Origin of the sequence: Stenotrophomonas sp. PE591 (assembly GCF_018320795.1) — a bacterium.
GTDB lineage: Bacteria > Pseudomonadota > Gammaproteobacteria > Xanthomonadales > Xanthomonadaceae > Stenotrophomonas > Stenotrophomonas maltophilia.
Genome location: NZ_JAAOKO010000002.1, coordinates 792,872 through 813,592, shown reverse-complemented (window position 1 = coordinate 813,592; position 20,721 = coordinate 792,872). Strand labels below are relative to the sequence as shown.

Genomic DNA, 20,721 nt, shown 5'->3' with positions numbered 1-20,721 from the left:
CGCGCGGTGGCGGGTGGGCGAACGTGTCACCGATCAAACGCTGATTTACCCTGAGTGCTGCTGCCCCTTGTTGCGGTGCAGCAGTACAATGACCGGCTCCCCGCCCCCATCGCGCCCCGCATGAGCCCCAACTCTTCCCTGGCTGCGCGGCTGACGCCCCGTCAGCGCACCCTGATCATCCTTGCCCTGTCGCTGGGCGGCTTCGCCATCGGCACCAGTGAATTCGCCAGCATGGGCCTGATGCTGGAGATCAGCCGCGGCCTGTCGATTTCCGAAACCCAGGTCGGCCACCTGATCAGCGCCTACGCCATCGGCGTGGTCGTCGGCGCCCCGATCCTCGCCTTCGTCGGCGCCAGCTTCCCTCGCCGCAAGCTGCTGCTGGCACTGATGGGCTTCTATGCCGTCGGCAACCTGGCCAGCGCACTGGCGCCGAACTACGGCACGATGCTCATTGCGCGTTTCGTCGCCGGCCTGCCGCATGGCGCCTACTTCGGCGTGGCGATGCTGGTGGCCGCCGCGATCAGCCCTGCCGGCCAGCGCGGCCAGGCGATGTCGCGCGTGTTGCTGGGCCTGTCGATCGCGATCCTGGTCGGCAATCCGCTGACCACCTGGCTGGGCCAGCAGCTGAGCTGGCGCACCGCCTTTGCCCTGGTCAGCGTGCTGGCCATCGCCACCGTGGCGATGATCGCGCGCTTCCTGCTGCCGGACCCGGACGAGGTTCGTACCTCGCCGATGCGCGAACTGCGCGCCTTCAACACCACCCAGGTGTGGCTGGCGCTGGCGATCGGCGCCGTTGGCTTCGCCGGCATGTTCTGCGTGTTCACCTACCTGGCACCGACCCTGGTGCAGGTCACCGGCGTGGCCGAATCGTGGATGCCGCTGGCGGTGGGCGTGTTCGGCATCGGCGCGATCATCGGCAACATCGCCGGTGGCTGGCTGGTGGACAAGTTCCACTTCAAGGCCGCCGCGGTGGTGCTGCTGTGGTCGATCGTGATGCTGCTGCTGTATCCGCTGGCCGCGCAATCGGTGTGGACGATCGGTCCGATGATCATCACCGTCGGCACCATGGGCGCGCTGGCGGCGGTGCTGCAGACGCGCCTGATGGACGTGGCCGGCGAAGCACAGACCCTGGCCGCCGCCTCCAACCATGCCGCCTTCAATACCGCCAATGCGCTCGGCCCGTGGCTGGGCGGCATGGCGATCAGTGCCGGCTTCAGCCCGGCCAGCACCGGCTATGTCGGTGCCGCCACCGCCATCGGCGGCCTGCTGCTGTGGTGCGTGGCGGTGATGCTGGACAGGAAGCGCAAGACAGCCGGCGTGGGCAGTCACTGACCTTCGCGCCGGATCGTCAGCTGCTGCCCGCGCGGCGGCGGCGATCCGGCCGCAGCAACGCCGTATCGCCGGCCGCAAGTGTCGGGCGCGCCAGCTCACCGCGCTTGACGCGCTCCAGCACCCGCCGCGAGTTGGCCGCGCAGTCGATGCCCTCCGGCCGCGCCTGGATGTCCTCGATCAGGGCCAGCAGGTGCGCCCGGCTCTCTGCCAGCCGCAACTGCAGCGCCTCGATGTCGGCCACCTTCTGCTGCAGCATCGAGGTCAATGCGTCGTGCTGCCACTGGCCCATGTCCGGTGGCAGCAAGGCGCGTATCTCCTCCAGGCTGAAGCCGGCGCGCTGCGCACCGGTAATCAGCTCCAGCAGCAGCACCGCCTGCTCCGGGTAGTCGCGGTAGCCGTTGGCCTGCCGCTGGACGACCAGCAGCCCAGCCTCCTCATAGAAGCGGATGCGTGACGCCGCCAGGCCCGTGCGGCGGGCCAGCTCACCGATCTTCATCTGCCTGAATCCTCGACATCGGAACCCATTGACCTTCAATAAAACTTGAAGGTTAGCGTAGCGCCATTCCCCTGTCCTGGAGCTGTCCCATGTCGCTGTTCTCGCCCCTGGCGCTGCCTTCCGGCGCCCTCATCCGCAACCGCATCGCCAAGGCGGCGATGGAGGAGAACATGGCCGACGCCGACCACGCCCCCTCCGAAGCGCTGCTGCAGTTGTACCAGCGCTGGGCCGACGGCGGCGCCGGACTGATCATCACCGGCAACGTGATGGTTGATGGCCGCGCCATGACCGGCCCCGGCGGCGTGGTGCTGGAGGACGATCGCCACCTGGAGCGTTTCATCGCCTGGGCCGACGCCGCGCGCTCGCGCGGGATGCAGATGTGGATGCAGATCAACCACCCCGGGCGGCAGATGCCGGCCGCGCTCGGCCAGCCGGCATTGGCGCCTTCGGCGGTCCCCTTGGACATGGGCGCACTGTCCAAACAGTTCGCGCCGCCGCGGGCGATGACCGAGGCGGATATTGAAGACGTGATCGCCCGCTTCATCCGCAGTGCCGAGCTGGCCGAGCGCGCCGGTTTCAGCGGCGTGGAGATCCATGCCGCGCACGGCTACCTGCTCAGCCAGTTCCTGTCGCCGCTGTCGAACCGCCGCGATGACCGCTGGGGTGGCAGCCTGCAGAACCGTGCGCGCCTGCTGCTGGAGATCGTGCAGGGTGTGCGCGCGGCGGTGGCGCCCACGTTCGTGGTGGCGGTGAAGCTCAACTCCGCCGATTTCCAGCGCGGCGGCTTCTCGCCCGAGGACGCGCGCGACGTGGTCGAGATGCTGGCGCCCCTCGGCGTGGATCTGGTCGAACTGTCCGGCGGCAGCTACGAAGCACCGGCCATGACCGGCGCCGCACGCGACCAGCGCAGCGTGGCCCGCGAAGCGTACTTCCTCGAATTCGCGCGCGAGATCGCCACGGTGGCAACGATGCCGCTGATGGTCACCGGCGGCATCCGCCGCCGCGAAGTGGCAGAGCAGGTGCTGGCCAGCGGCATGGCCATGGTCGGCATCGCCACCGCGCTGGCGATCGAGCCGGATCTGCCGCAGCACTGGCAGCGGGGCCGCGATCCGGTGCCGACACTGCGCGACATCAACTGGCGCAGCAAGCCGCTGGCGGCCAGTGCGCACATGGCCGCAGTGAAGTATCAACTGGGCCGGTTGAGCCGGCGCCGCCCCACCGCACCCACGGTCTCACCGGTATGGGCACTGCTGCTGGCACAGGCGGCCGCAAAGTGTCGGACCCGCCGCTACCGGCGCTGGATCGGCGCCCGCGCCATGGCACACTGAGCCGCGCGGTCTTCTCATCGTCGCAGCGATGCTCCACCATCTGCAGGATCGGCGGCAGTTCCGCCGCCGGTCGCAGCATGGAGATGGAGCCCACGTGGCAGCAGGATCGACCAGGAACCGCGAGAAGCTGCTCGATGACCTGCTCTCGCTGGGCCGTAACTGGGCGCTGGCGATCGCCATCGCAGGTGCCGGGGCAGCAGTTCACTACAGCGAGTCGGTGTACGAAGCAGGACTCTGGCGCGGCCTGCTGCCCACGCTCTGCTTCCTGGTCGCGATCATCTGGATCGTGCTCAGCATCATCCGCTTCGACCTGACCCTCCAGCAGCACTTCGAGCGCAAGCGCACGCGCTGGCTCAGCCGCCTGCTCTATGTCGTACTGCTGGGTACCGGCATCACCGCCGTGTTCTTCGTGACCGAACTGGCGTCCAACAACCATATCGCAAGGATGTGCGACGCCGTGGCCAACGAACCGGCCAGCCGGATCCACCGGTCCGCCGAGTGCCAGCGCCTGTACCAGCATCGGGCGGCGTACCGGCAACGGCTGGAATCGGCCGAGGGCGAGTTCGACTGAGCAGATGCGTGGGCGAAGGTGCACGAGGACTCACACAGAGGTCCAGCAAGGGTGGATTCGGAATAGTTGTATGGACTTTATTGCAACGCGACGCCACGCTTTCTTGCCGGAAAGCCGTGATCGAACGCAGTCCATGAAGTCACCCACCGCCCGCTCCCGTCTCCCCGCCCGGCCGCGGAAAATCGGCAGCGAAGTACGCATCTTCAGGCGCTATCACCAGTACGCCATCGTTGCCGCCGGAGCCGGACCACTGGCAATACTCCTGCTTGCCGTCGCACCCGAACTTGGGCCGCTTCCGGCACTGGGCGCGGCAGCGATTTTCACGCTGTCGCCGCTGATTCTCGGCTTCGTTGTCTATTCCCCACAACGGGACCGGGTGGTACTGGAACAGGATCGTCTGGTATTCCAGCACCGTCCTCCTCTCCCGTTCAAGCAGATCCGGTCCTACAACCTGGACGATCATGTCGATCTGATCCTGATCGATGGACCGAGCGTGCTGCTGCAGCGCACGCGGGCATCGATGCATGATTTCCCAACCTTCCGGGACGCACTGGCAGAGGCGCTCGCAGATCGGCCCGCCAACGCTGCCGCGGCTCCGCAACGTCGCCACTTCTTCGGTGCCTGGCCCGCACGCGTTTGGGGTGCGGGCCTGTTGCTGGCGACGGCGGCACTGGTGATCACGGGCGTACTGCATGGCTGGCCGTTGTACAAAGCACCGATGCTTGGGATCGCGCCCGTGGTGGGCATTGGGCTATTGCTGTCGCGCCGCCGTCACTGATCGCGCCGTCGGCGAAGTACACATGGCGTGGATGTGTATTCGGGCACAGTACGCGCGCCGCTCACGCTTGGAACCATCCAGCCACCATGCTCCACGCGCCTGCCCCCGCACATCACGATGCCATCGCCCTGCAGGCGGGCGTGCTCGGCAGCGTGTTGGGCGTGGCTCTGTACAAGGCCATCGCGTTGTCGGCGCTGGCGACCGGATCCTTGATCGTGATCGGGCTGTGGCTGCTGGCCTGCGCGCTGCTGGCTGCCTGGGCACTGGCCGCCTGCCTGGCCTGCCTTGCGCTGAGCCGGCGCGTATTCGTGCTGATGCTGGCGCTGAGCATGATCCTGATGATCTGCGTCGCCTGACAGCAGCAGGCGACGGACTATCGCGCATCTGTTACAGAATAACAAGTGCGGTTGGACGGATTGCTCGTGCCCGGGGTCACGGATTTGAATTCCATGGCCAGCCCGGCACCACCCGAGACTCTCCATGATCCTGCAGCCCCTGCTTCGCGCCTCCCTCACCGCCATTGCCCTGGCCACGCTCAGCGCCTGTGCCACGTACGACGACAGCAACATGCACCAGGCCTGCCAGGAGTCGCCGCATCTGAAGGACCTGCCACCCGAAGTGGCTGCCCGCGAGAGCCGCTGCAACAAGAGCATGGAAGTGTGGTCGAGCGAGCGCAAGGGCAGTGACAGGCCGATCGACCTGAGCGGCAAGAAGAAGGATCTCTGATCCGCCGGGCATCTTGATCGTTCCAATGCATGCGGATGACCAGCCCGTCACGATCGGGGGGGCAGGATAAGGCCTCCCCATCACGACGACTTTCCCGATGCCGGCCACTGGTCACCCTGTCATCCATGCCTTTGAAGCTGTGTTCGACCTGTCTGGCGGGGTGGAGCGCATTACGGCGCTCACTGTCATCTGCCGGCATTGCTCTGAAACCCGCTCGGCCAGCGAAGACAATCTGGTCCAGCTGCCGGGCGGCGCCTTGTTCCGCTGCGACGGATGCGGCAGTCATCAGGCGGTGAGCCATGCGCGGGTTGCCGATTGGCAGGTGAATTCGCTTCTGGGTGTCTGAGGCTGCAATACGACGGTGCCACGACGCAGGCCGTTGGCGCAGGGATGATGGTGCAGTCAGAGGCCGCCCCGTGAGCCACCTCGTCCGCCCGAAGGGCCGATGACGGCCGGGGCAAAGGAACTGTGCAGGGCGCAATGACATCACCTCGGCTAAGCTGCGGCACCTTTCTTCGCGCACGGCCATGCATCCCTTCCCCCTTCCTGTCTCGGCACCCGATCAACTCGCCTACCGACTGCTGCAGGACAGCGACTGGGCCCGTTCCACCGACGCGATCAACGCTCCTCCCGAACTTCGCGCTCTGCTGGCGATGATCCTGGATTCTCCGGAGCCGCTGTGGATCGCATGGGGCCGCGACAACAAGGCGTTCTTCTTCAACGATGCCTACCTGCCGATGCTGGGCGGCAAGCTGCACGGCGCCATGGGCAGCCGATTGGAAGACGTCTGGGCGGACGTCTGGGCCGACGTCGTCGATGCTGTCAACGACGCCTTTGGCGGCACGAGCCGCAGTTTCAAGAACATGCCGTTGATGATGGACCGTGATGGCACGTTGCGCGAGACATTCTGGACGTTCTCCTACTCGCCGCTGCGTGCCGGTTGCGGAGGCGTGGCCGGCATCATCTGCATGGTCAGCGAGCAGACCGAGCGGGTGATCGAACGCGACCGGCACACCCGCCAGGTAGCGGCCATCACCGAGCAGGCACGCGAGGCCCATCTTGAACTGGTACGCGCCCGCGAACAGCTGCGGCAGTCGCAGAAGCTGGAGGCCATCGGCCAGCTGACCGGCGGCGTTGCCCACGACTTCAACAATCTGCTGCAGGTCATCACCGGTTCTGTGGACATGCTGCTGCATACCTGGCCGGCCGAAGATGCGCGCCTGCGCTATGTACAGGCGATCGAAACCGCCGCTGACCGCGCCACTCGCCTGACCGCCCAGCTTCTGGCGTTCTCGCGCAGGCAGAGCCTGTCGCCGCAGGTATTCGACCTCTGCGAGAGCGTACGCGCGCTTTCAGACATCATCACCACAGTGCTGGGTGCACGCATCTCCGTGTCGGTGAACCTGCCCGACGCCCCGTTGCCGGTGCTGCTGGACCGGACCCAGCTCGACACCGCACTGATCAACATCGCGGTGAACGCGCGCGACGCCATCGACGGCCACGGCAAGGTGACGATCGATGTGGAACAGCTGACATCGGTGCCTTCCGTGCGGTTCGCGGCGCCGATGAAAGGCAACTTCGCTGCGATCAGCGTCAGCGACACCGGTGCCGGTATCGATCCGTCCGTGGTGGACCGGATCTTCGAGCCATTCTTCACCACCAAGGGAGTGGGCGCGGGCACCGGGCTTGGCCTCAGCCAGGTGTTCGGCTTCGTCAAGCAGTCCGAGGGCGAAGTGGACGTACAGAGCCAGGCCGGTGTCGGTACGCGCTTCACGCTGTATCTGCCGCTGGCGCAGGCAAACGCCTCCATCGAGCTGCAGACCGCGCAACCGGGATTGCTGCATGGTCACGGATTGTGCGTGCTGGTGGTGGAAGACAATGTGGATGTGGCCGAATTTGCAGTCGGTGCGCTGCGCGAGCTTGAGTACAACGTCGTACTCGCGCGCAATGCCGACGAAGCACTGGCGGAGCTTGAGCGCGACGCTGCCCGTTTCCACGTGGTGTTCAGCGACGTGGTCATGCCCGGGACCAATGGGCTGGATCTGGCCCGCACCATCCGCAGCCGCCTGCCCGATCTTCCGATCATTCTCACCAGTGGCTACAGCGAACTGCTGGCCCGCGATCCAGGCCACGGTTTCACGCTGCTGCGCAAGCCCTACTCACTGAAGCAGCTGGCCTTGGTGATGACCGAGGCCAGCTGTCGCTCGCAGACGATGGTGACTGCGCATTAGCGGGCAGATCACCGGGTCGGACCGGTCCAGGAAGCAAGCGCTGAATCGAGGCTGGACATATCCCCCCGTGTGCCACAGGCCCAGGCAACGATGCCATCCGGGCGCACCAGCACCGCCCCCAGGCCCGACGCCACATCCCCGGTATCTGCGGCGCAGGCGATGGAAGGCTGCCAGCGTTGGCCATGCTGCGGCGGCGAAGACGCCGGGTCGAAAACAAGCAGCGCCCCCTGCCCCGCTCTCAGCAGTTCGCCCAGGCGGCGGCCATCGACCAACCGGAAGTCCGGCGCGCTCCTGCCGACCAGCGGGTGGTCTCCGTCAAGATCCAGCTGCTGCGAAACACCCCAGATCCGCTCGGCCAGATACGTGGCCCCATCGCGGGTGCCGGCCAGGTCGGCCATGATCGCTGCCAGCGCGCGCGAACCGGCCCCGGGTCGCATCAGCGCAACCTGCGCGCGCGACCAGTCCAGCACCTTGGCACCCACCGGATGGCGCTCCGCCTGATAGCTGTCCAGCAGCGCCTCATCGGCCTTGCCCCGCGCTACGGCGGCCAGCTTCCAACCGAGGTTCATCGCATCGCCGATGCCGAGGTTCAGTCCCTGGCCGCCCAACGGCGAATGCATGTGCGCGGCATCACCTGCCAACAGCACACGTCCGCTGCGATAGGCCGTCGCCTGGCGCGCAGCATCGGTCCATGTCGTGGCCAGGTGCAATGCAGTAATCGTTGCCTCGCGGCCAGACACCCGCCGCAGCAACGCTTGCGCGGTGTGCCGGTCCAGTGGCGTGCGATGGCCGGCGCCACCATCGAAATCGGCCAGCGCCAGCATGCCTGGCGGGTTGAAATTGCACATCCCGTGATCGGTGAACTGTCGGCCCGGTGTGAGTACACCCCCATCTGCCAGTTCGACCAGCAGCGTGTAACCGGTGAACTCCGGCCCGGTTCCAGCGAAGAGGAAGTCCGATTGCTTGCGTACCGTGCTGCGGGCCCCATCACAACCGACCAGCCAGCGGCCGTGGACCCTGCCGGAGCCGGTGTGCACGGCAACCTGCGCCTCGTGCGCATCCACCGCCTGTACCGCACGCCCGCGTTCGATGCGCACGCCCAGCGCAGTCGCACGTTCGGCAAACACCGCTTCCAGGGCCTGCAACTCCACCGCCATCTGGGTGCCCACCGGTGTCGGCAGGCGCCAGCTCCAGCGCGCCTGGTCCACATCGTCCAGTGCAAATGGAATACCCGCGAAGTGCCCACCCAGCGCACGCGGCTGCGCCAGCCAATGGGCGGTGCCGGGCGGCGGCGCGCCCTTGTCGGGCTTGAGCACCTGCGTCGCGGCGACCGCGTCCAACAGGCCGCGCCGATCCAGTGCCTCCAGCGTGGGGGCGTTAAGGCCGCGCAGCCCGAATGGCAGGCGCTTCAACGGCGAACCGGCGGACCCGGCCTGTTCCAGCACCAGCACCGAACACCCGGCCAGGGCCAGTTCGCAGGACAGGAACAGGCCAACCGGGCCAGCACCGGCAATGACGACGTCGTACAGCATCGAGATTCCTTGTGAGCGCCGGGTCGGCGCTCTGGCGGACCAAATGTTACACTCGGTGTACGTTTTCACAAGTGCACCGCCCATGACCCCGCCTCCTGGCCGCCGCGAACAACGCAAGGCCGTGACTCGACAAACGATTTCGGACGTCGCCACCGAGCTGATCATCCGGCGCGGCTTCGAGGCCGTCTCCATGTCCGAGATCGCCGAAGCCGCGGGCGTCTCACGCAAGACGGTCTTCAACTACTTCGCCAGCAAGGAAGACCTGGTGTTCGACCGGGATGAGGAGGCGCGCACGCTGCTGCGCGAGGGCATGATGGCGCACAGCGGCCTGACCCCGCTCGCGGCCTTCCAGTCGCTCGTTCGTGAGCTGCTGGAGGCTGGCCATCCGCTGCTGCGCATCAATGCCGGCGCTGTCGCCTTCTGGGGCACCGTGGCGGAGAGCCCGGTACTGGTCGCGCACGCGCGACGGCTGCAGGCGCAGTTGACTGACGATCTGGCGCGATTGATGGCCCACGCTGTCGGCCGGCCCGAACATGACGCCGAAGCGCGACTGGGCGCGGCCATGCTGCTGGCGTCGATGGTGGCGGCCTATGAGAAAGGACTGGCAAGCCAGCTGGAGGGCGAGGACCCGCGTGAGGCCATGCGGCAGCTGATCGTGCGCGGTGCCACCGGGGTACTGGTGGCCTTGGCGGGCACCCCGTATACGGACCCCGGCGCGCGTCCATAGCGCATCCGGGGAATAGGCGCCGAAGTATCGCAAATGCTAATCTTTCTCATTTGCAGACACGTGACCCTCCCCAATGCCCCTGCCCACGCCCCTGCCCACGCCCCTGCAACGCACCCTGTGCCTGACACTGACCCTGCACGTGGCGACCCTTGCGCATGCAGCTGAGCCCTCCGCTGCCGCACCCAGGGATCTGGACAAAGTCGAAGTCCGCGGACGCGCACAGACACTGTATCGGGTAGACGATGCCGCGGTCGGTACCCGCACGGATACGCCGCTGGAACTGGTCCCACAGTCGATCCAGGTCATCCCGCGTGAACTGATCGACGACCAGGCCGCGCGCCAGGTGACCGATCTCTATCGCAGCATCAGCGGCATCAGCTATTTCAGCTATGCCGGGGTTACCCTGCGCGGCTTCCGCCAGGAGAACGTGCTGTATGACGGTCTGCGCGGTGACCCGTATGCAGGATTTTCGGTGCCGCAGCTGTTCAACATCGAGCGCGTGGAAGTGCTGAAGGGGCCGGCAGGTGCACTGTATGGCGGGGGTGATGCGGGCGGTGTCATCAACTACGTGACCCGCAAGCCGAAAGCCAGCGCCGAACGCCGCATCGAGGTCCAGCTGGGCGACAAGGACTTCCGTGCCGGATCGATCGAGGGTACCGGGCCGTTGAATGCCGCCGGCAGCGTACGCTATCGCGCCGGGCTCTATGCCGACAGTGAACAGGGCGTGCGCTGGAACACCGACAGCGAGAGCGTGATCGGCGACGCCTCGCTGGCCTTCGACGTCGGCCAGACCGGCGAACTGGTGCTGCAGTTCACCGACATCACCCAGAACCTTGGCGGCAACCGCCTGCGTGGCGTGCCGGTCAACGATGCAGGCACGTTCCTGACCGACCGCCGCTGGAACCACAACGAGGCCAGCGACTTCCTCGACATGCGCGCCAAAGTGGCGCTGGCGCAGTACCGTTTCGCGCCGAGCGACACTCTGGACCTGGACTTCGCTGCCCGCTGGTTCAGCAACAACGAACACCAGATGTACCACGAGCCGATGGGCCTGATCGATCGTGACCGCGATGGCGTGGCCGAGTGGATGACCCGCCAGCTGCGCAACCAGATACGCGACAACGAAGCATTCACTGCCAACGGCAATGCCGTCTGGCGGGTGACCACCGGCGCGGTTGAGCACAAGGTGCTGTTCGGTGCGGACGTGTACCAGCTGGATGCGGATTTCACTGCACAGACCGCCAACAGCGCTGACCTTGCACGTGGCGCCGGGCCGGTGCGCGGCATCGACCTGTTCAATCCCGTGTACGGCGCCAGTACCTGGCACGACTACAACCTGGCGGCCCTGCCCTGGCGCAGCACATCCACCCGCAGCAAGCGCTCTGGCGGCTACCTGCAGGACGAACTGGCACTGGGCCCGCGCTGGCATGTGCTGGCCGGGGTGCGCTGGGATGGCTTCAAGGATGAGGATCGCATCACTGGCAACAGTGTGGATGGCAACGATCTCAGCTGGCGGCTGGGCAGCACGTTCACCGTGCGCGAGGGCCTGAACGTCTACGCCAACGTCGCCAGTGGTTTCGTGCCGCAGAGTGCCACCAACCAGAACCCGGCCGCTGGCGGACCGTTCGATGCCGAGCGCAGCAAGCAGTGGGAAGTGGGCATGAAGTCGCTGCTGGCCGACCGTGTGGCCTTGAACATGGCGGCCTACCGGATCGACCGCAGCAACATCGTGCAGGCCACCGGCGAGGTGATCGGTGGCGTGAACCAGTTGGCCGCGCTGGGCCTGGTACGCAGCACCGGCATGGAGCTTGACCTGCTGGCCGACCTCAGCGAGCGCTGGGTGCTGAATCTGACGTACGCCTACAACGATGCGCGGGTGAAGGACGCCGGACCGAATGGCATCACCAACGCCTCAGGCGACCGATTCGCCAATGCGCCGCGCAACAAGCTGGGGTTGTGGACGCGTTATGACCTGCCGGCGATCGACTCCGCCATCGGTTTTGGCGCCGATCACGTCGGCGAGCGCGTCAGCCTGGATGGGCAGACCGTCAAGGCCTACACCGTGTTCGACATGAGCTGGAAGACCACGTGGAGGCAGTGGCAGTTTCAGGCCAACGTCAAGAACCTGTTCGACAAGGTGTACGCGGCCAGTGGCTTCATTGAACGCAACGGGCATTTCCCCGGCGAGCCACGGCGGGTGTATGTGCAGGCGGCCTACAGCTTCTGACCGGAAGCACGTGTAGCGCTGATCCACTGCCGGCAAGCAGATCGTTGCCTGGCACTGCTTCACACATGTCCAAAACCGTCGGCACTTCCAGTCACTTGTGCACGATCTCCTCCGCCTGTAGCGTTGCCGTTGCCCAAGGAGGGCTATCAACGGAGTGAAGCATGAAGATTGGATTCAAGCTGTCTGTTGCTATTGCGGCTGCTGCACTGACCCTGGGAATCGGCAGTGCCTCCGCGCAGTCCCGCTGTACCCCTTGCTACACCGCGTATGACGCGTGCCTGGCGGCGGGTAATGGCGAGAAGGTCTGTTACCCGGCGTTTGCTCGTTGCCTGCGGAACAGCGGCTGCACCATCCCGTAAGCCACGCACTGCCGTGATGCGTGCCGGCCCCCATTTCGGGGGCTGGCATTGGCTGGCAGGCGCTGCGCCTTACTACTGAAAAGGTTCCATACGCGACTGGCGGTGTGATTTCATCCCATCCGCATCGCATGGTTCTCGCGCGCCTGCACATCAATTTCCTGCTGGCGTTGCCCGGCAGTCTGCTGGCGCTCCAGGTCGACCGCTTTCATCTGCTGCAACGACTGCGCAACCGGCGTCTGTACTGCTATATCCGTGGGCATTGAAACGCGCAGGTGGGCGGGGTCGGTCATCTCGCCCTGCACCACGAACACGTTCCGCCCTGCGGGAGCGTCGGCCGTCTGGGCGCTCAGCAGCACGTGATCGGCGCGTTCAAGCTGGTTGCGGCGGGCCAAGGCCATCACGCTCGCCACAAGACGCTCACTGTTCTCATCGTGGGTACGTCCCGCGCTGGCATCGATCGCGGCCACGCCTTCGCGCACCTGCTGCAGCAATGTGTACTCACGGTGGCCAGGACCAATGTCGGCCAGACGGGTCGGCGCCTGTGAGGGATCCGGCACGTCGTCCACCGCTGCGGTCAGCGGGCTGCGGGTAATGGTCCGATACGGGTCGTCCGGGTGGAACTGGGTACGTTTTTCCTGGCGCTCCAGACGAACCTCGCGCGCGTCGTTGAGTTCGGCGATACGTGAGGGATCGGTGATCTCGCGCAGCGACATGTGACCGCCGCCCGCACTGATGCTGGCCCATTTCCTGTCCGCCTCGAAGTACATCGCGTAGTAGCTGTTGCCACCGATGACGTTCGGATCGACCGCCGAGCGCCCTTCCAGGGCCTGGGTGGCTTCCAGCACGCTCAACCGGGTGAGGTACTGGCCGCCTTTCGTCCATCCCATCTGGCTGATGGCATCGACGCTGGTGTTGCCTACACGCGGGCCTCCGGCGTAGTCATTGTTGAGCATGTTGGTCCAGATCTGTTCCAGCTTCGCGGGGCCGCTCTTCTGCTCAGCCGCCTGCAGCAACACGCGCGGCGTCCAGCAGTTGGGATCGAGTTCATGCCGTTCAAATGCACGGTCGTGAGCCAGCATCACATCCTTGCCGGGAAGATTCAGTGCCAGGTCTGGGCGGCCCTGCTCCATCCAGTACAGGCGTCGCTCCAGGTCCTGGCGCAGAAGCGTCTGCCCAAACATCTCCCATTGGCGCTCGCTCAGCTGCGCATCGGGAAAGCCGGAGCCCTTGCCCCCCTGATCACGGGCGTAATCCTGCGCGTAGCTGTTTGCAACGCGGCCTGGCAGGCTGTCGTTGCGAACAACACCCAGCGCAAGCGTGCCATAGCCATCCGCATCTGGCAGCTGCGACAGATAGTTCCAGTACAACTCGCGGTTTCCGGCCTTGGCATAGCTGGCCAGAATCTTGAGATTCTCTTGCGTCAATCCACTCATAGCCTGCTCCTGAATTCACTACCGGACGCGGGAGCGCGCGAGAACATCCCGCACCGCATCTTCCATCCGCTTCCAGTCCGCCAGGAAGGCCCGCTTGTAGTTCAGCGAGATGGAAAGCTTGTTCTCCACATCCGAGAAATAGTGGAAGCACCCCGCGGCGGCTTGTCCTTGCTCACTGATGACCTGATCGCCCTGCAGGCGAATGCCATCCCCCCGGAACGCCGTGCTTTCGCATTTGATGAATGTGGTTAGGCCGCCGTTGGGAGCGCGCGCGATGTACCAGTCATCTTCAAAGGCAGGATTGCGCGTGGGCGGTTTTCCATAGCGTGCTTCGTATTCCTTCGAGAAAACCCCCATCCTCGTTTCATCGATGGCGTAAGGCGTCAGGCCCATGACGTCGGGCCGCGCAATACGCAGATCGAGCCGATCCCGAGGATCCCCTCGCTCCACCGATCCTTCCTCGGTGGATGCCTGATTAGAGGACAATCGCTCCAATGATGTTTCGATTGGCGCGCGATCGATGTAATCGATCGCCACAGCAATCTCCTTCCGGAAATCATTCGTACGCGGATTCGCCCGCGCACCCGGCGGTGTCGGCTTCATGTCTGGCCACTCGATGACCAGCGTCACGCCCTCGCCCGGCCACGGTGCGATCTGGCTGTCCAGGTAGTTGGCTGGAATGCGGAAGGTATTCGGCCCGAGCTTCACGTCCACGGGCGCATCGGTATAGGTGTGGCCGTTGATCGTGCGGCCGGTCTGGGTTGCGCCGGACATGGCGGGATTCCTTTCGTGTTCGTTGGACGGTGGCCGCGCACAGGCGCCGGCACTCACTGCAACGGCAAGTGCAAGCGTCAGACAGCGGCTGGGGGACATCACGTGCATGGGCATTCCATTGCAGGGTTCCAGCGCCACTATAGGCAACCGGGCGTCCACGGAACAGGAACCGCATCGCAGCCCTTCATGAAACCAGGCTGCGCGCCACATGCGCTGCCTGCAGTACTGCGGATACTCCTTCGGCACTCCACTCCAGGTCTCAGCCATTGCTGTCCGTGCCTTTATGGCCGCGATAGGTTTCACCCCACTCGCGCATGGCAAGCAGCACCGGCACCAGCGTGCGACCGAATTCGGAAAGCTCGTACTCCACCTTCGGCGGCACTTCCGGGTACACGTGGCGGATCACCACGCCGTCAGCCTCCAGTTCCCGCAGCTGGCTGGTCAGCATGGACTGGGTGGCGTTGGGCACACGCCGCGTCAGCTCCATGAAGCGTCGCTTGCCTGTCATCAGGTGAAACAGAATGATCGGCTTCCACACGCCGCCCATCACCGACAGCGTGACTTCCACCGCGCAACCGCTCTTGCCGTCCCAACGCCTGCTACGCATGCATACTCCGGAAAACCATAGTACCTACGGAAAATCATCGTTCTTGTTGCGATAACGGTGCGAGCCTAGCATGGCCCCATTCCTTGAATGTGAGGCCCAGCATGACGTTCAAAGCACTGCTCACCCGCAAGACGAACAACCAGGTTTCGACCGAGCTGGTCGATTTTGATGAAGCCGATCTAATGGACGGCGATGTTCTGGTGGACGTCGAGTACTCCACGCTGAACTACAAGGATGCGCTCGCCCTGACCGGCAAGAGTCCGGTCATCCGGACGTTCCCGCTCATTCCCGGCATCGATCTGGCAGGTGTGGTGCTGGAATCCAGTAGAGCCGACTTCCAGCCAGGCGACCGCGTTGTGCTCAATGGCTGGGACCTGAGCATGGGACATCACGGCGGGCTGGCCCAGCGCGCGCGCGTGCGGGGCGAATGGCTCAACCGGATTCCCGGCAACTTCAGCACCCGCGACGCCATGGCCATCGGTACCGCAGGCTATACCGCCATGCTGTGCGTACTGGCCCTCGAACATGCGGGGCTGACGCCCGAAAAGGGCGATGTGCTGGTGACCGGCGCCAACGGTGGCGTCGGTTCGATCGCGGTGGCGATCCTCTCAAAGCTGGGCTATCGCGTGGTGGCTGCCACTGGGCGACCTGAACACGCCGAGTATCTGCACAGCCTGGGTGCCGCCGAGATCATCGACCGCGCGCGGCTTTCAGAACCGCGCGAGCGGCCGGTGAGCGCCGAACGCTGGGCCGGGGTGGTGGATGTGGCCGGTGGCCCTACCCTCGTCAACGCCATTGCCGAGACGAAATACCGAGGCGCCGTGGCCGCCTGCGGGCTGGCGCAGAGTGATGAGCTGCATGGCTCGGTGCTGCCCTTCATTCTCCGCAACGTGACGCTTGCCGGTGTGGATTCGGTGAATGCGCCGCAGGACATCCGACAGCGCGCGTGGGACCGGCTTGCCACCGACCTGGATCCGCAGAAGCTCGAAAGTACCGTGCAGTTGATCGGGCTTGCCGAGGTGCTGGACGTCTACGACCAGATCATCCCGGGCAAGGTGCGTGGGCGGATTGTGGTGAATGTGAATGCGTGAGGAGATAGTCTGGATCAACTGCATCTGATGCAGCTTCCATGCTGCGGCGAATGGTGAACATGCAGTGAAACGACGCGGGCGGTGGTGTCCCCAAGCCACTGCCGCTCGCATACGCTCGGGTTCCCATCGCTGCCTGGACACCCGACATGCCAATGACCGCGTTCGCACTTGCCGCTGCGCTTTCGGGCCTGCCCGACATCACCTGGGAGCGCGAGCGCGCCGAGGATGCGCACCAGCTCATGCTGTGCCAGATCCATCGCGATGCGCTGAAGCAGAACGAGGGCAAGGACGATGCCTATCCGCGTGCCAAAGCGGTCTGCGACCTGCTGGCACGCGAGTACAAGGACAAGTGGGATTTCGATGCGCAGGATGCCCTGGCCGCTTCGGCGGTGGATCTGGACGAGCTGATCCGACGCGGTGATGTGGTGGAAGTACCGCCGACGAAGCAGGATCGCGCCTACGAGTGATGGCACGCGATCCTAGCGCCGTGATCTTCTCGGCCTGCCCCAGATTGCGGAGCCACGAGCGCGCCTCAGCACCCACACCTCGCCCACCTCAAACCGCCCCCGGCAGCTCGCTCTCGATCTGCTCAACCAACTGATTGAAGACGGGTCTCATCTTCATGATATCCAGCACCGAATCGCCCACTTCATCCAGGATCATGGGGTCCGCACCACGGGAGAGAAGGTAGACAACGGCCTCGAGGCTTTCACTAATCACGGCGTTCGCCATCGGGGTCAATCCAATATCCCCGAGCACGTCGATATTGGTGACGAACGGCATCAACTCTTTGAGTAGATCCACGTCGTTATTGAACGCCGCTATATGCAGCGGCGTATCGTCGTCGATCCCATGGCTTTCCGGACTGGTCAACTCGCAGCCTTCGAAGGTGTGGCACTCATCGAACCTTGCCAGCAACCTCTTTAATTCCGGATCCACTGCATTCATCGGGGCATTCCCTCCCAGGCTTTTCTCCAAGCACTGCTTCCACTTAACATGCAGTGAGCCGCCAGATCGTGGCACACCATTGCACAGGTGCATAGTGGCACGTACGGAGCCCGCATCCGGGACGCACGCGATAAACGCGGCACCCCGCGACTCCACCGACCACTTCCCGCGCACGCGAAGCCCGTACCGAGGTCAATCCGCGAGCTGACGACCACAGGCAGCTTCCAAGCCCCTTATCATGTGGACTTAGGGGCTCAATAAGCCCTATTGACGCTTGCAAGGCAATATCTGGATGTCTATGGAATGGCGCCCCTCGGGCTGGGGCCGACGCGTGACCCGTTCGCCCCATTGGTCGTTGCGGCTTGATGGCGAGTACGTTGAACTCAGTGTCTCCGGCCAGCAGTACCGGCTGCGCGTGGATGATGATCAGCAGGTGCAGGTCCATCGAGGGGTCTTCTGGTCACGGGTCGAACTGCAGACCGGCGATGCTGCCGGGCTGTGCGTGGACGGGCTCCCCAACGGACCAGCGTCCCGGCTTGCGGGGGCCCTGCAGCACCTGCTCTTTGCGCGAACCACGCGTGGACGCAAGGCCCTGTTCGACACGATTCTGGAGCAGATCCAGTCCTGGTTGAGCGACGCGGATGCCCTCATCGATCGGGGCAGTGCCGGCCGCCGCTGGATCACCCATGAGCAGCAGCAGGCGCTGCTGGCGAAGCGCTCAGACCTGCCCCTGCAGCCGCCTGAGCTGGAGCAGCTGTTCCGCGATGAAGACGTGCATGAAGATCTGCATGCGGACAGCCATCGCGCAGCGCTGGACGCCCTGCGCGACTGGAACCTGGATTGGCCCGCTGCCTGGGCCGAAGCCAATGAGGCCATGACCCTGCGCGAGCTGGTGTTGGCCAAGGGCGTCCTGGGCCGTGTCGAGAGCAAGCCGCTGACCGAGGAACAGGCCCGCGCCGTCATCTGCTTCGACAATCGGGTGCAGGTCGTGGCCGCGGCCGGCTCCGGCAAGACCTCCACGATGGTCGCCAAGGCCGCTTATGCCATTGACCGCGGCTTTGTCGAGCCCGAACGCATCGTGATGCTCGCCTTCAACAAGGATGCTGCCAAGGAACTGGAGGAGCGTGCGCAGCGAACCTTCGATCGACTCGGCATGGGCAACACCGTGGTTGAGGCCCGGACCTTCCACGCCCTGGGCCTGGCCATCATCGCCAAGGCCACCGGCCGCAAGCCCGACATCCCCGAATGGACCATTGACGCCACGCTGGGCTTCAACAAGCTGGCCGAACTGGTGGACGACCTGAAGGATCGCTCGATCCACTTCCGCACCCAGTGGGACATGTTCCGCCTGGTGTTCGGGCGCGACCTGCCGCCATTCGGCACGGAAATGGAGGCCGATGGCTACGACCGCGATGGCACGCCCTACATCCGCACCCTGCAGGGTGAGCGGGTGAAGAGCCTGGAAGAATGCGTGATCGCCGACTGGCTGTTCTACAACGGCGTGACGTACGACTACGAGCGACGCTACGAGTTCGATACCGCGACGGACACCCATCGCCATTATCGCCCGGACTTCTACTACCCGGACGCCCGGCTGTATCACGAGCACTTTGCGCTGGATGCCGATGGCCAGCCGCCAGAGCAGCTTCCCGACTACGCCGAAGGTATGCATTGGAAGCGTCAACAGCATGCGGCACGAGGCACCGCCCTTGTTGAAACCACCTCGTTTGGTCTGCGCAGTGGATACGCCCTGCGGGATATGGCCGAGAGGCTGGGGGGGGCGGGTATCGAACTCGACCCCAACCCCGACCGCGAGCTGCCCGAGCAGGGCGCGAAGCCCATGCCGGACGCGGACCTGATCGGCTTGATGCGCACCTTCATTGCCCATGCCAAGAGCAACGGCCTGACGCTGGACGATATGGCCGAGCGCCTGCGACAGATGCCCGAAGACCAGTTCAAGGAACGGCATCGGCGCTTCCTGGAAATCGCCAGCCCTGTTTTCCAGGCCTGGGACAACGCACTGGCTGACGAGCACGGCATCGATTTCGAAGACATGCTCAACATGGCGGCCGGACTGCTGGAACAGGGCCGCTATGAATCGCCCTACGAACTGGTGATGGCCGACGAATTCCAGGATGCCTCGCGCGCCCGCGCCCGGCTCTGCCGTGCCTTGGTCAGCCGCCCCGGCCGCTATCTGTTTGCGGTGGGCGATGACTGGCAATCGATCAATCGCTTCGCCGGTGCCGACGTTTCGGTGATGACCGGATTCCGCGAATGGATGGGGCATGGCCAGGTGCTGAAGCTGGAGCAGACATTCCGCTGCCCCCAGGCGCTCTGCGATGCGTCCAGCCGTTTCGTCAGCCGGAATCCAGCGCAGATTGCCAAGGCGGTTCGTTCTGCCGCACCGGCAATGGGGCCAGTGCTGCAAGCGTTCCAGATGAGTCGTCGCGAGGAGCTGCAGGATGGCATTCGCCAGTACCTCGCCAAGCTGCATAAGCAGTTGCTGTCCGGGGCAGTGCCGCAAGGGCGCAAGGGACGCGTGACGGTCTTCATCCTGGGCCGCTACCGCGCGGACCGCAGCGCGATGCCTTCGGATTGGAAGACAGTCTTCGGCAGCACGATGGACGTGGAGTTCCTCACGGTCCATCGGTCGAAGGGACGCGAGGCGGACTATGTGATCCTGCCAGGCATGGTCAACCGCAGCTTCCCGAGCCTGCGCTCGGATGACCCGGTGCTTTCCCTGGCAATGCCGGAGGGTGATACCTACCCGCTGAGCGAAGAGCGGCGGTTGTTCTATGTGGCGCTGACGCGGGCGCGACGCTCGGTGGCCATGTTCACCCTACAGGGGAAGCGTTCGCCGTTCCTGGACGAGCTGGTGAAGGACGGAGCAGTGGAAGTGACCGCGATTTCAGGCGCGGCCATCCACGAAGAGCGCTGTCCGGTGTGCAAGATCGGCGTGTTCGTGGACCGCAATGGGCCGCATGGGGCGTTCCGGTCGTGCTCCAGTTACCCGTTGTGCCATAACAAGCCGAAGGGTGGGCAGCGGAGATGAGTGCGTACGCACACCACGCACTTCGCGACGTTTAGCTCGGCGCGGGCTAGGGTGCCCCCGAGATGGAACAGGACGCCGCTACATCAACAGTCCAACGAAGTAAAAGAAATTCTGCAGAAATGAAGAATACACGCGCTGCCACAATCGAGATGTGTAGCTGCACCTGATTCAGCCTGTCAAGTTCAACCAGAACGCCCACATTGGGAGATTCAAAGTGCCATCGTCGCGACGCCTCTCTCAATACGACTTTGGCGCTCTCAATCTTCCCGAACAACCAATTTGACTGAACCCAATCTCCATTGCATCGCCCCTCCAAGATCACGAAATTTGCGCAGAAGAAAATAATTCACGCAACAATCAACCACCCTCTTCAGATTTCCGCCTCTTGACCACCCGCCTCGTGGCGCACACCAAGCCGAGTTACCCGCAAATACGAGCTTCCGACATCGAGCCGATAGCCAAAAATATGTGAAATCATCCATCAATAAACAGCGAGTATCGACAAATAA

General features: G+C 64.6%; 20 protein-coding genes. 14 read left to right on the top strand and 6 right to left on the bottom strand.

Going from position 1 to position 20,721, the window contains the following annotated elements:
- Window positions 1–120: 120 nt before the first annotated feature.
- Window positions 121–1,332: an MFS transporter gene (locus tag JLDANKMP_RS09115; RefSeq protein WP_005410130.1), complete on the top strand. Its 1,212-nt coding sequence runs from the start codon at window positions 121–123 to the stop codon at window positions 1,330–1,332.
- A gap of 16 nt (window positions 1,333–1,348) precedes the next feature.
- Here the strand turns inward: JLDANKMP_RS09115 and JLDANKMP_RS09110 are convergent, their stop codons facing one another.
- Window positions 1,349–1,828, bottom strand: a complete 480-nt coding sequence (locus JLDANKMP_RS09110) for a MerR family transcriptional regulator (protein ID WP_212560932.1) — start codon at window positions 1,826–1,828, stop codon at window positions 1,349–1,351.
- 89 nt (window positions 1,829–1,917) lie between these two features.
- On the opposite strand from JLDANKMP_RS09110, the gene JLDANKMP_RS09105 reads away from it, so the two are divergent.
- The 7 genes from JLDANKMP_RS09105 to JLDANKMP_RS09075 all read left to right on the top strand — a co-directional run bounded on the left by JLDANKMP_RS09105 (window position 1,918) and on the right by JLDANKMP_RS09075 (window position 7,462).
- On the top strand, window positions 1,918–3,156 hold the full coding sequence (locus JLDANKMP_RS09105) for an NADH:flavin oxidoreductase/NADH oxidase family protein (RefSeq protein ID WP_212560931.1): 1,239 nt from the start codon (window positions 1,918–1,920) through the stop codon (window positions 3,154–3,156).
- A 94-nt stretch (window positions 3,157–3,250) separates the two neighbouring features.
- Window positions 3,251–3,727, top strand: a complete 477-nt coding sequence (locus tag JLDANKMP_RS09100) for a membrane protein (RefSeq protein WP_005410133.1) — start codon at window positions 3,251–3,253, stop codon at window positions 3,725–3,727.
- Window positions 3,728–3,860: 133 nt separating this feature from the next.
- A complete protein-coding gene (locus JLDANKMP_RS09095) occupies window positions 3,861–4,505 on the top strand; it encodes a hypothetical protein (RefSeq protein ID WP_212560930.1) in 645 nt (214 codons plus the stop codon).
- Window positions 4,506–4,591: 86 nt separating this feature from the next.
- Window positions 4,592–4,861, top strand: coding sequence for a hypothetical protein (locus JLDANKMP_RS09090; protein ID WP_005410135.1), 270 nt, complete (start codon window positions 4,592–4,594; stop codon window positions 4,859–4,861).
- Window positions 4,862–4,985: 124 nt separating this feature from the next.
- Window positions 4,986–5,231: a hypothetical protein gene (locus JLDANKMP_RS09085; RefSeq protein WP_005413847.1), complete on the top strand. Its 246-nt coding sequence runs from the start codon at window positions 4,986–4,988 to the stop codon at window positions 5,229–5,231.
- Window positions 5,232–5,328: 97 nt separating this feature from the next.
- On the top strand, window positions 5,329–5,577 hold the full coding sequence (locus JLDANKMP_RS09080) for a hypothetical protein (protein WP_005410137.1): 249 nt from the start codon (window positions 5,329–5,331) through the stop codon (window positions 5,575–5,577).
- A gap of 181 nt (window positions 5,578–5,758) precedes the next feature.
- On the top strand, window positions 5,759–7,462 hold the full coding sequence (locus JLDANKMP_RS09075) for a PAS domain-containing sensor histidine kinase (RefSeq protein WP_212560929.1): 1,704 nt from the start codon (window positions 5,759–5,761) through the stop codon (window positions 7,460–7,462).
- Window positions 7,463–7,470: 8 nt separating this feature from the next.
- Here the strand turns inward: JLDANKMP_RS09075 and JLDANKMP_RS09070 are convergent, their stop codons facing one another.
- A complete protein-coding gene (locus JLDANKMP_RS09070) occupies window positions 7,471–8,994 on the bottom strand; it encodes an FAD-dependent monooxygenase (RefSeq protein ID WP_212560928.1) in 1,524 nt (507 codons plus the stop codon).
- 82 nt (window positions 8,995–9,076) lie between these two features.
- Here JLDANKMP_RS09070 and JLDANKMP_RS09065 point away from each other — a divergent pair, with 82 nt between their 5' ends.
- The 3 genes from JLDANKMP_RS09065 (at window position 9,077) to JLDANKMP_RS09055 (ending at window position 12,307) form a co-directional block, all read left to right on the top strand.
- Window positions 9,077–9,721 (top strand): TetR/AcrR family transcriptional regulator, encoded by a 645-nt coding sequence (locus JLDANKMP_RS09065; protein WP_212560927.1) that lies wholly within the window; start codon window positions 9,077–9,079, stop codon window positions 9,719–9,721.
- Window positions 9,722–9,794: 73 nt separating this feature from the next.
- Entirely contained in the window at window positions 9,795–11,948 is a 2,154-nt protein-coding gene (locus tag JLDANKMP_RS09060) for a TonB-dependent receptor (RefSeq protein ID WP_212560926.1), read from the top strand.
- 161 nt (window positions 11,949–12,109) lie between these two features.
- Window positions 12,110–12,307 carry a hypothetical protein gene (locus JLDANKMP_RS09055; protein WP_005410142.1) on the top strand — a complete coding sequence of 66 codons (198 nt, stop codon included), beginning with the start codon at window positions 12,110–12,112 and terminating at the stop codon, window positions 12,305–12,307.
- 110 nt (window positions 12,308–12,417) lie between these two features.
- Here JLDANKMP_RS09055 and JLDANKMP_RS09050 read toward each other — a convergent pair whose 3' ends face one another.
- The 3 genes from JLDANKMP_RS09050 to JLDANKMP_RS09040 all read right to left on the bottom strand — a co-directional run bounded on the left by JLDANKMP_RS09050 (window position 12,418) and on the right by JLDANKMP_RS09040 (window position 15,121).
- A complete protein-coding gene (locus JLDANKMP_RS09050; RefSeq protein ID WP_212560925.1) occupies window positions 12,418–13,740 on the bottom strand; it encodes an XVIPCD domain-containing protein in 1,323 nt (440 codons plus the stop codon).
- A gap of 18 nt (window positions 13,741–13,758) precedes the next feature.
- Window positions 13,759–14,622, bottom strand: a complete 864-nt coding sequence (locus tag JLDANKMP_RS09045) for a hypothetical protein (protein ID WP_212560924.1) — start codon at window positions 14,620–14,622, stop codon at window positions 13,759–13,761.
- A gap of 151 nt (window positions 14,623–14,773) precedes the next feature.
- Window positions 14,774–15,121: a helix-turn-helix domain-containing protein gene (locus tag JLDANKMP_RS09040; RefSeq protein WP_005410145.1), complete on the bottom strand. Its 348-nt coding sequence runs from the start codon at window positions 15,119–15,121 to the stop codon at window positions 14,774–14,776.
- Between the two features lie 101 nt (window positions 15,122–15,222).
- Between JLDANKMP_RS09040 and JLDANKMP_RS09035 the strand changes: the two genes are divergently transcribed.
- Window positions 15,223–16,212 (top strand): MDR family oxidoreductase, encoded by a 990-nt coding sequence (locus JLDANKMP_RS09035; protein ID WP_024956405.1) that lies wholly within the window; start codon window positions 15,223–15,225, stop codon window positions 16,210–16,212.
- A gap of 146 nt (window positions 16,213–16,358) precedes the next feature.
- Window positions 16,359–16,679 (top strand): hypothetical protein, encoded by a 321-nt coding sequence (locus JLDANKMP_RS09030; RefSeq protein ID WP_005410147.1) that lies wholly within the window; start codon window positions 16,359–16,361, stop codon window positions 16,677–16,679.
- Window positions 16,680–16,767: 88 nt separating this feature from the next.
- Here the strand turns inward: JLDANKMP_RS09030 and JLDANKMP_RS09025 are convergent, their stop codons facing one another.
- Window positions 16,768–17,160: an ankyrin repeat domain-containing protein gene (locus tag JLDANKMP_RS09025; RefSeq protein WP_212560923.1), complete on the bottom strand. Its 393-nt coding sequence runs from the start codon at window positions 17,158–17,160 to the stop codon at window positions 16,768–16,770.
- Between the two features lie 298 nt (window positions 17,161–17,458).
- Here JLDANKMP_RS09025 and JLDANKMP_RS09020 point away from each other — a divergent pair, with 298 nt between their 5' ends.
- Complete coding sequence (locus JLDANKMP_RS09020; RefSeq protein WP_212560999.1) at window positions 17,459–20,212, top strand: UvrD-helicase domain-containing protein; 2,754 nt, start codon at window positions 17,459–17,461, stop codon at window positions 20,210–20,212.
- The last annotated feature ends 509 nt before the right edge of the window (window positions 20,213–20,721 follow it).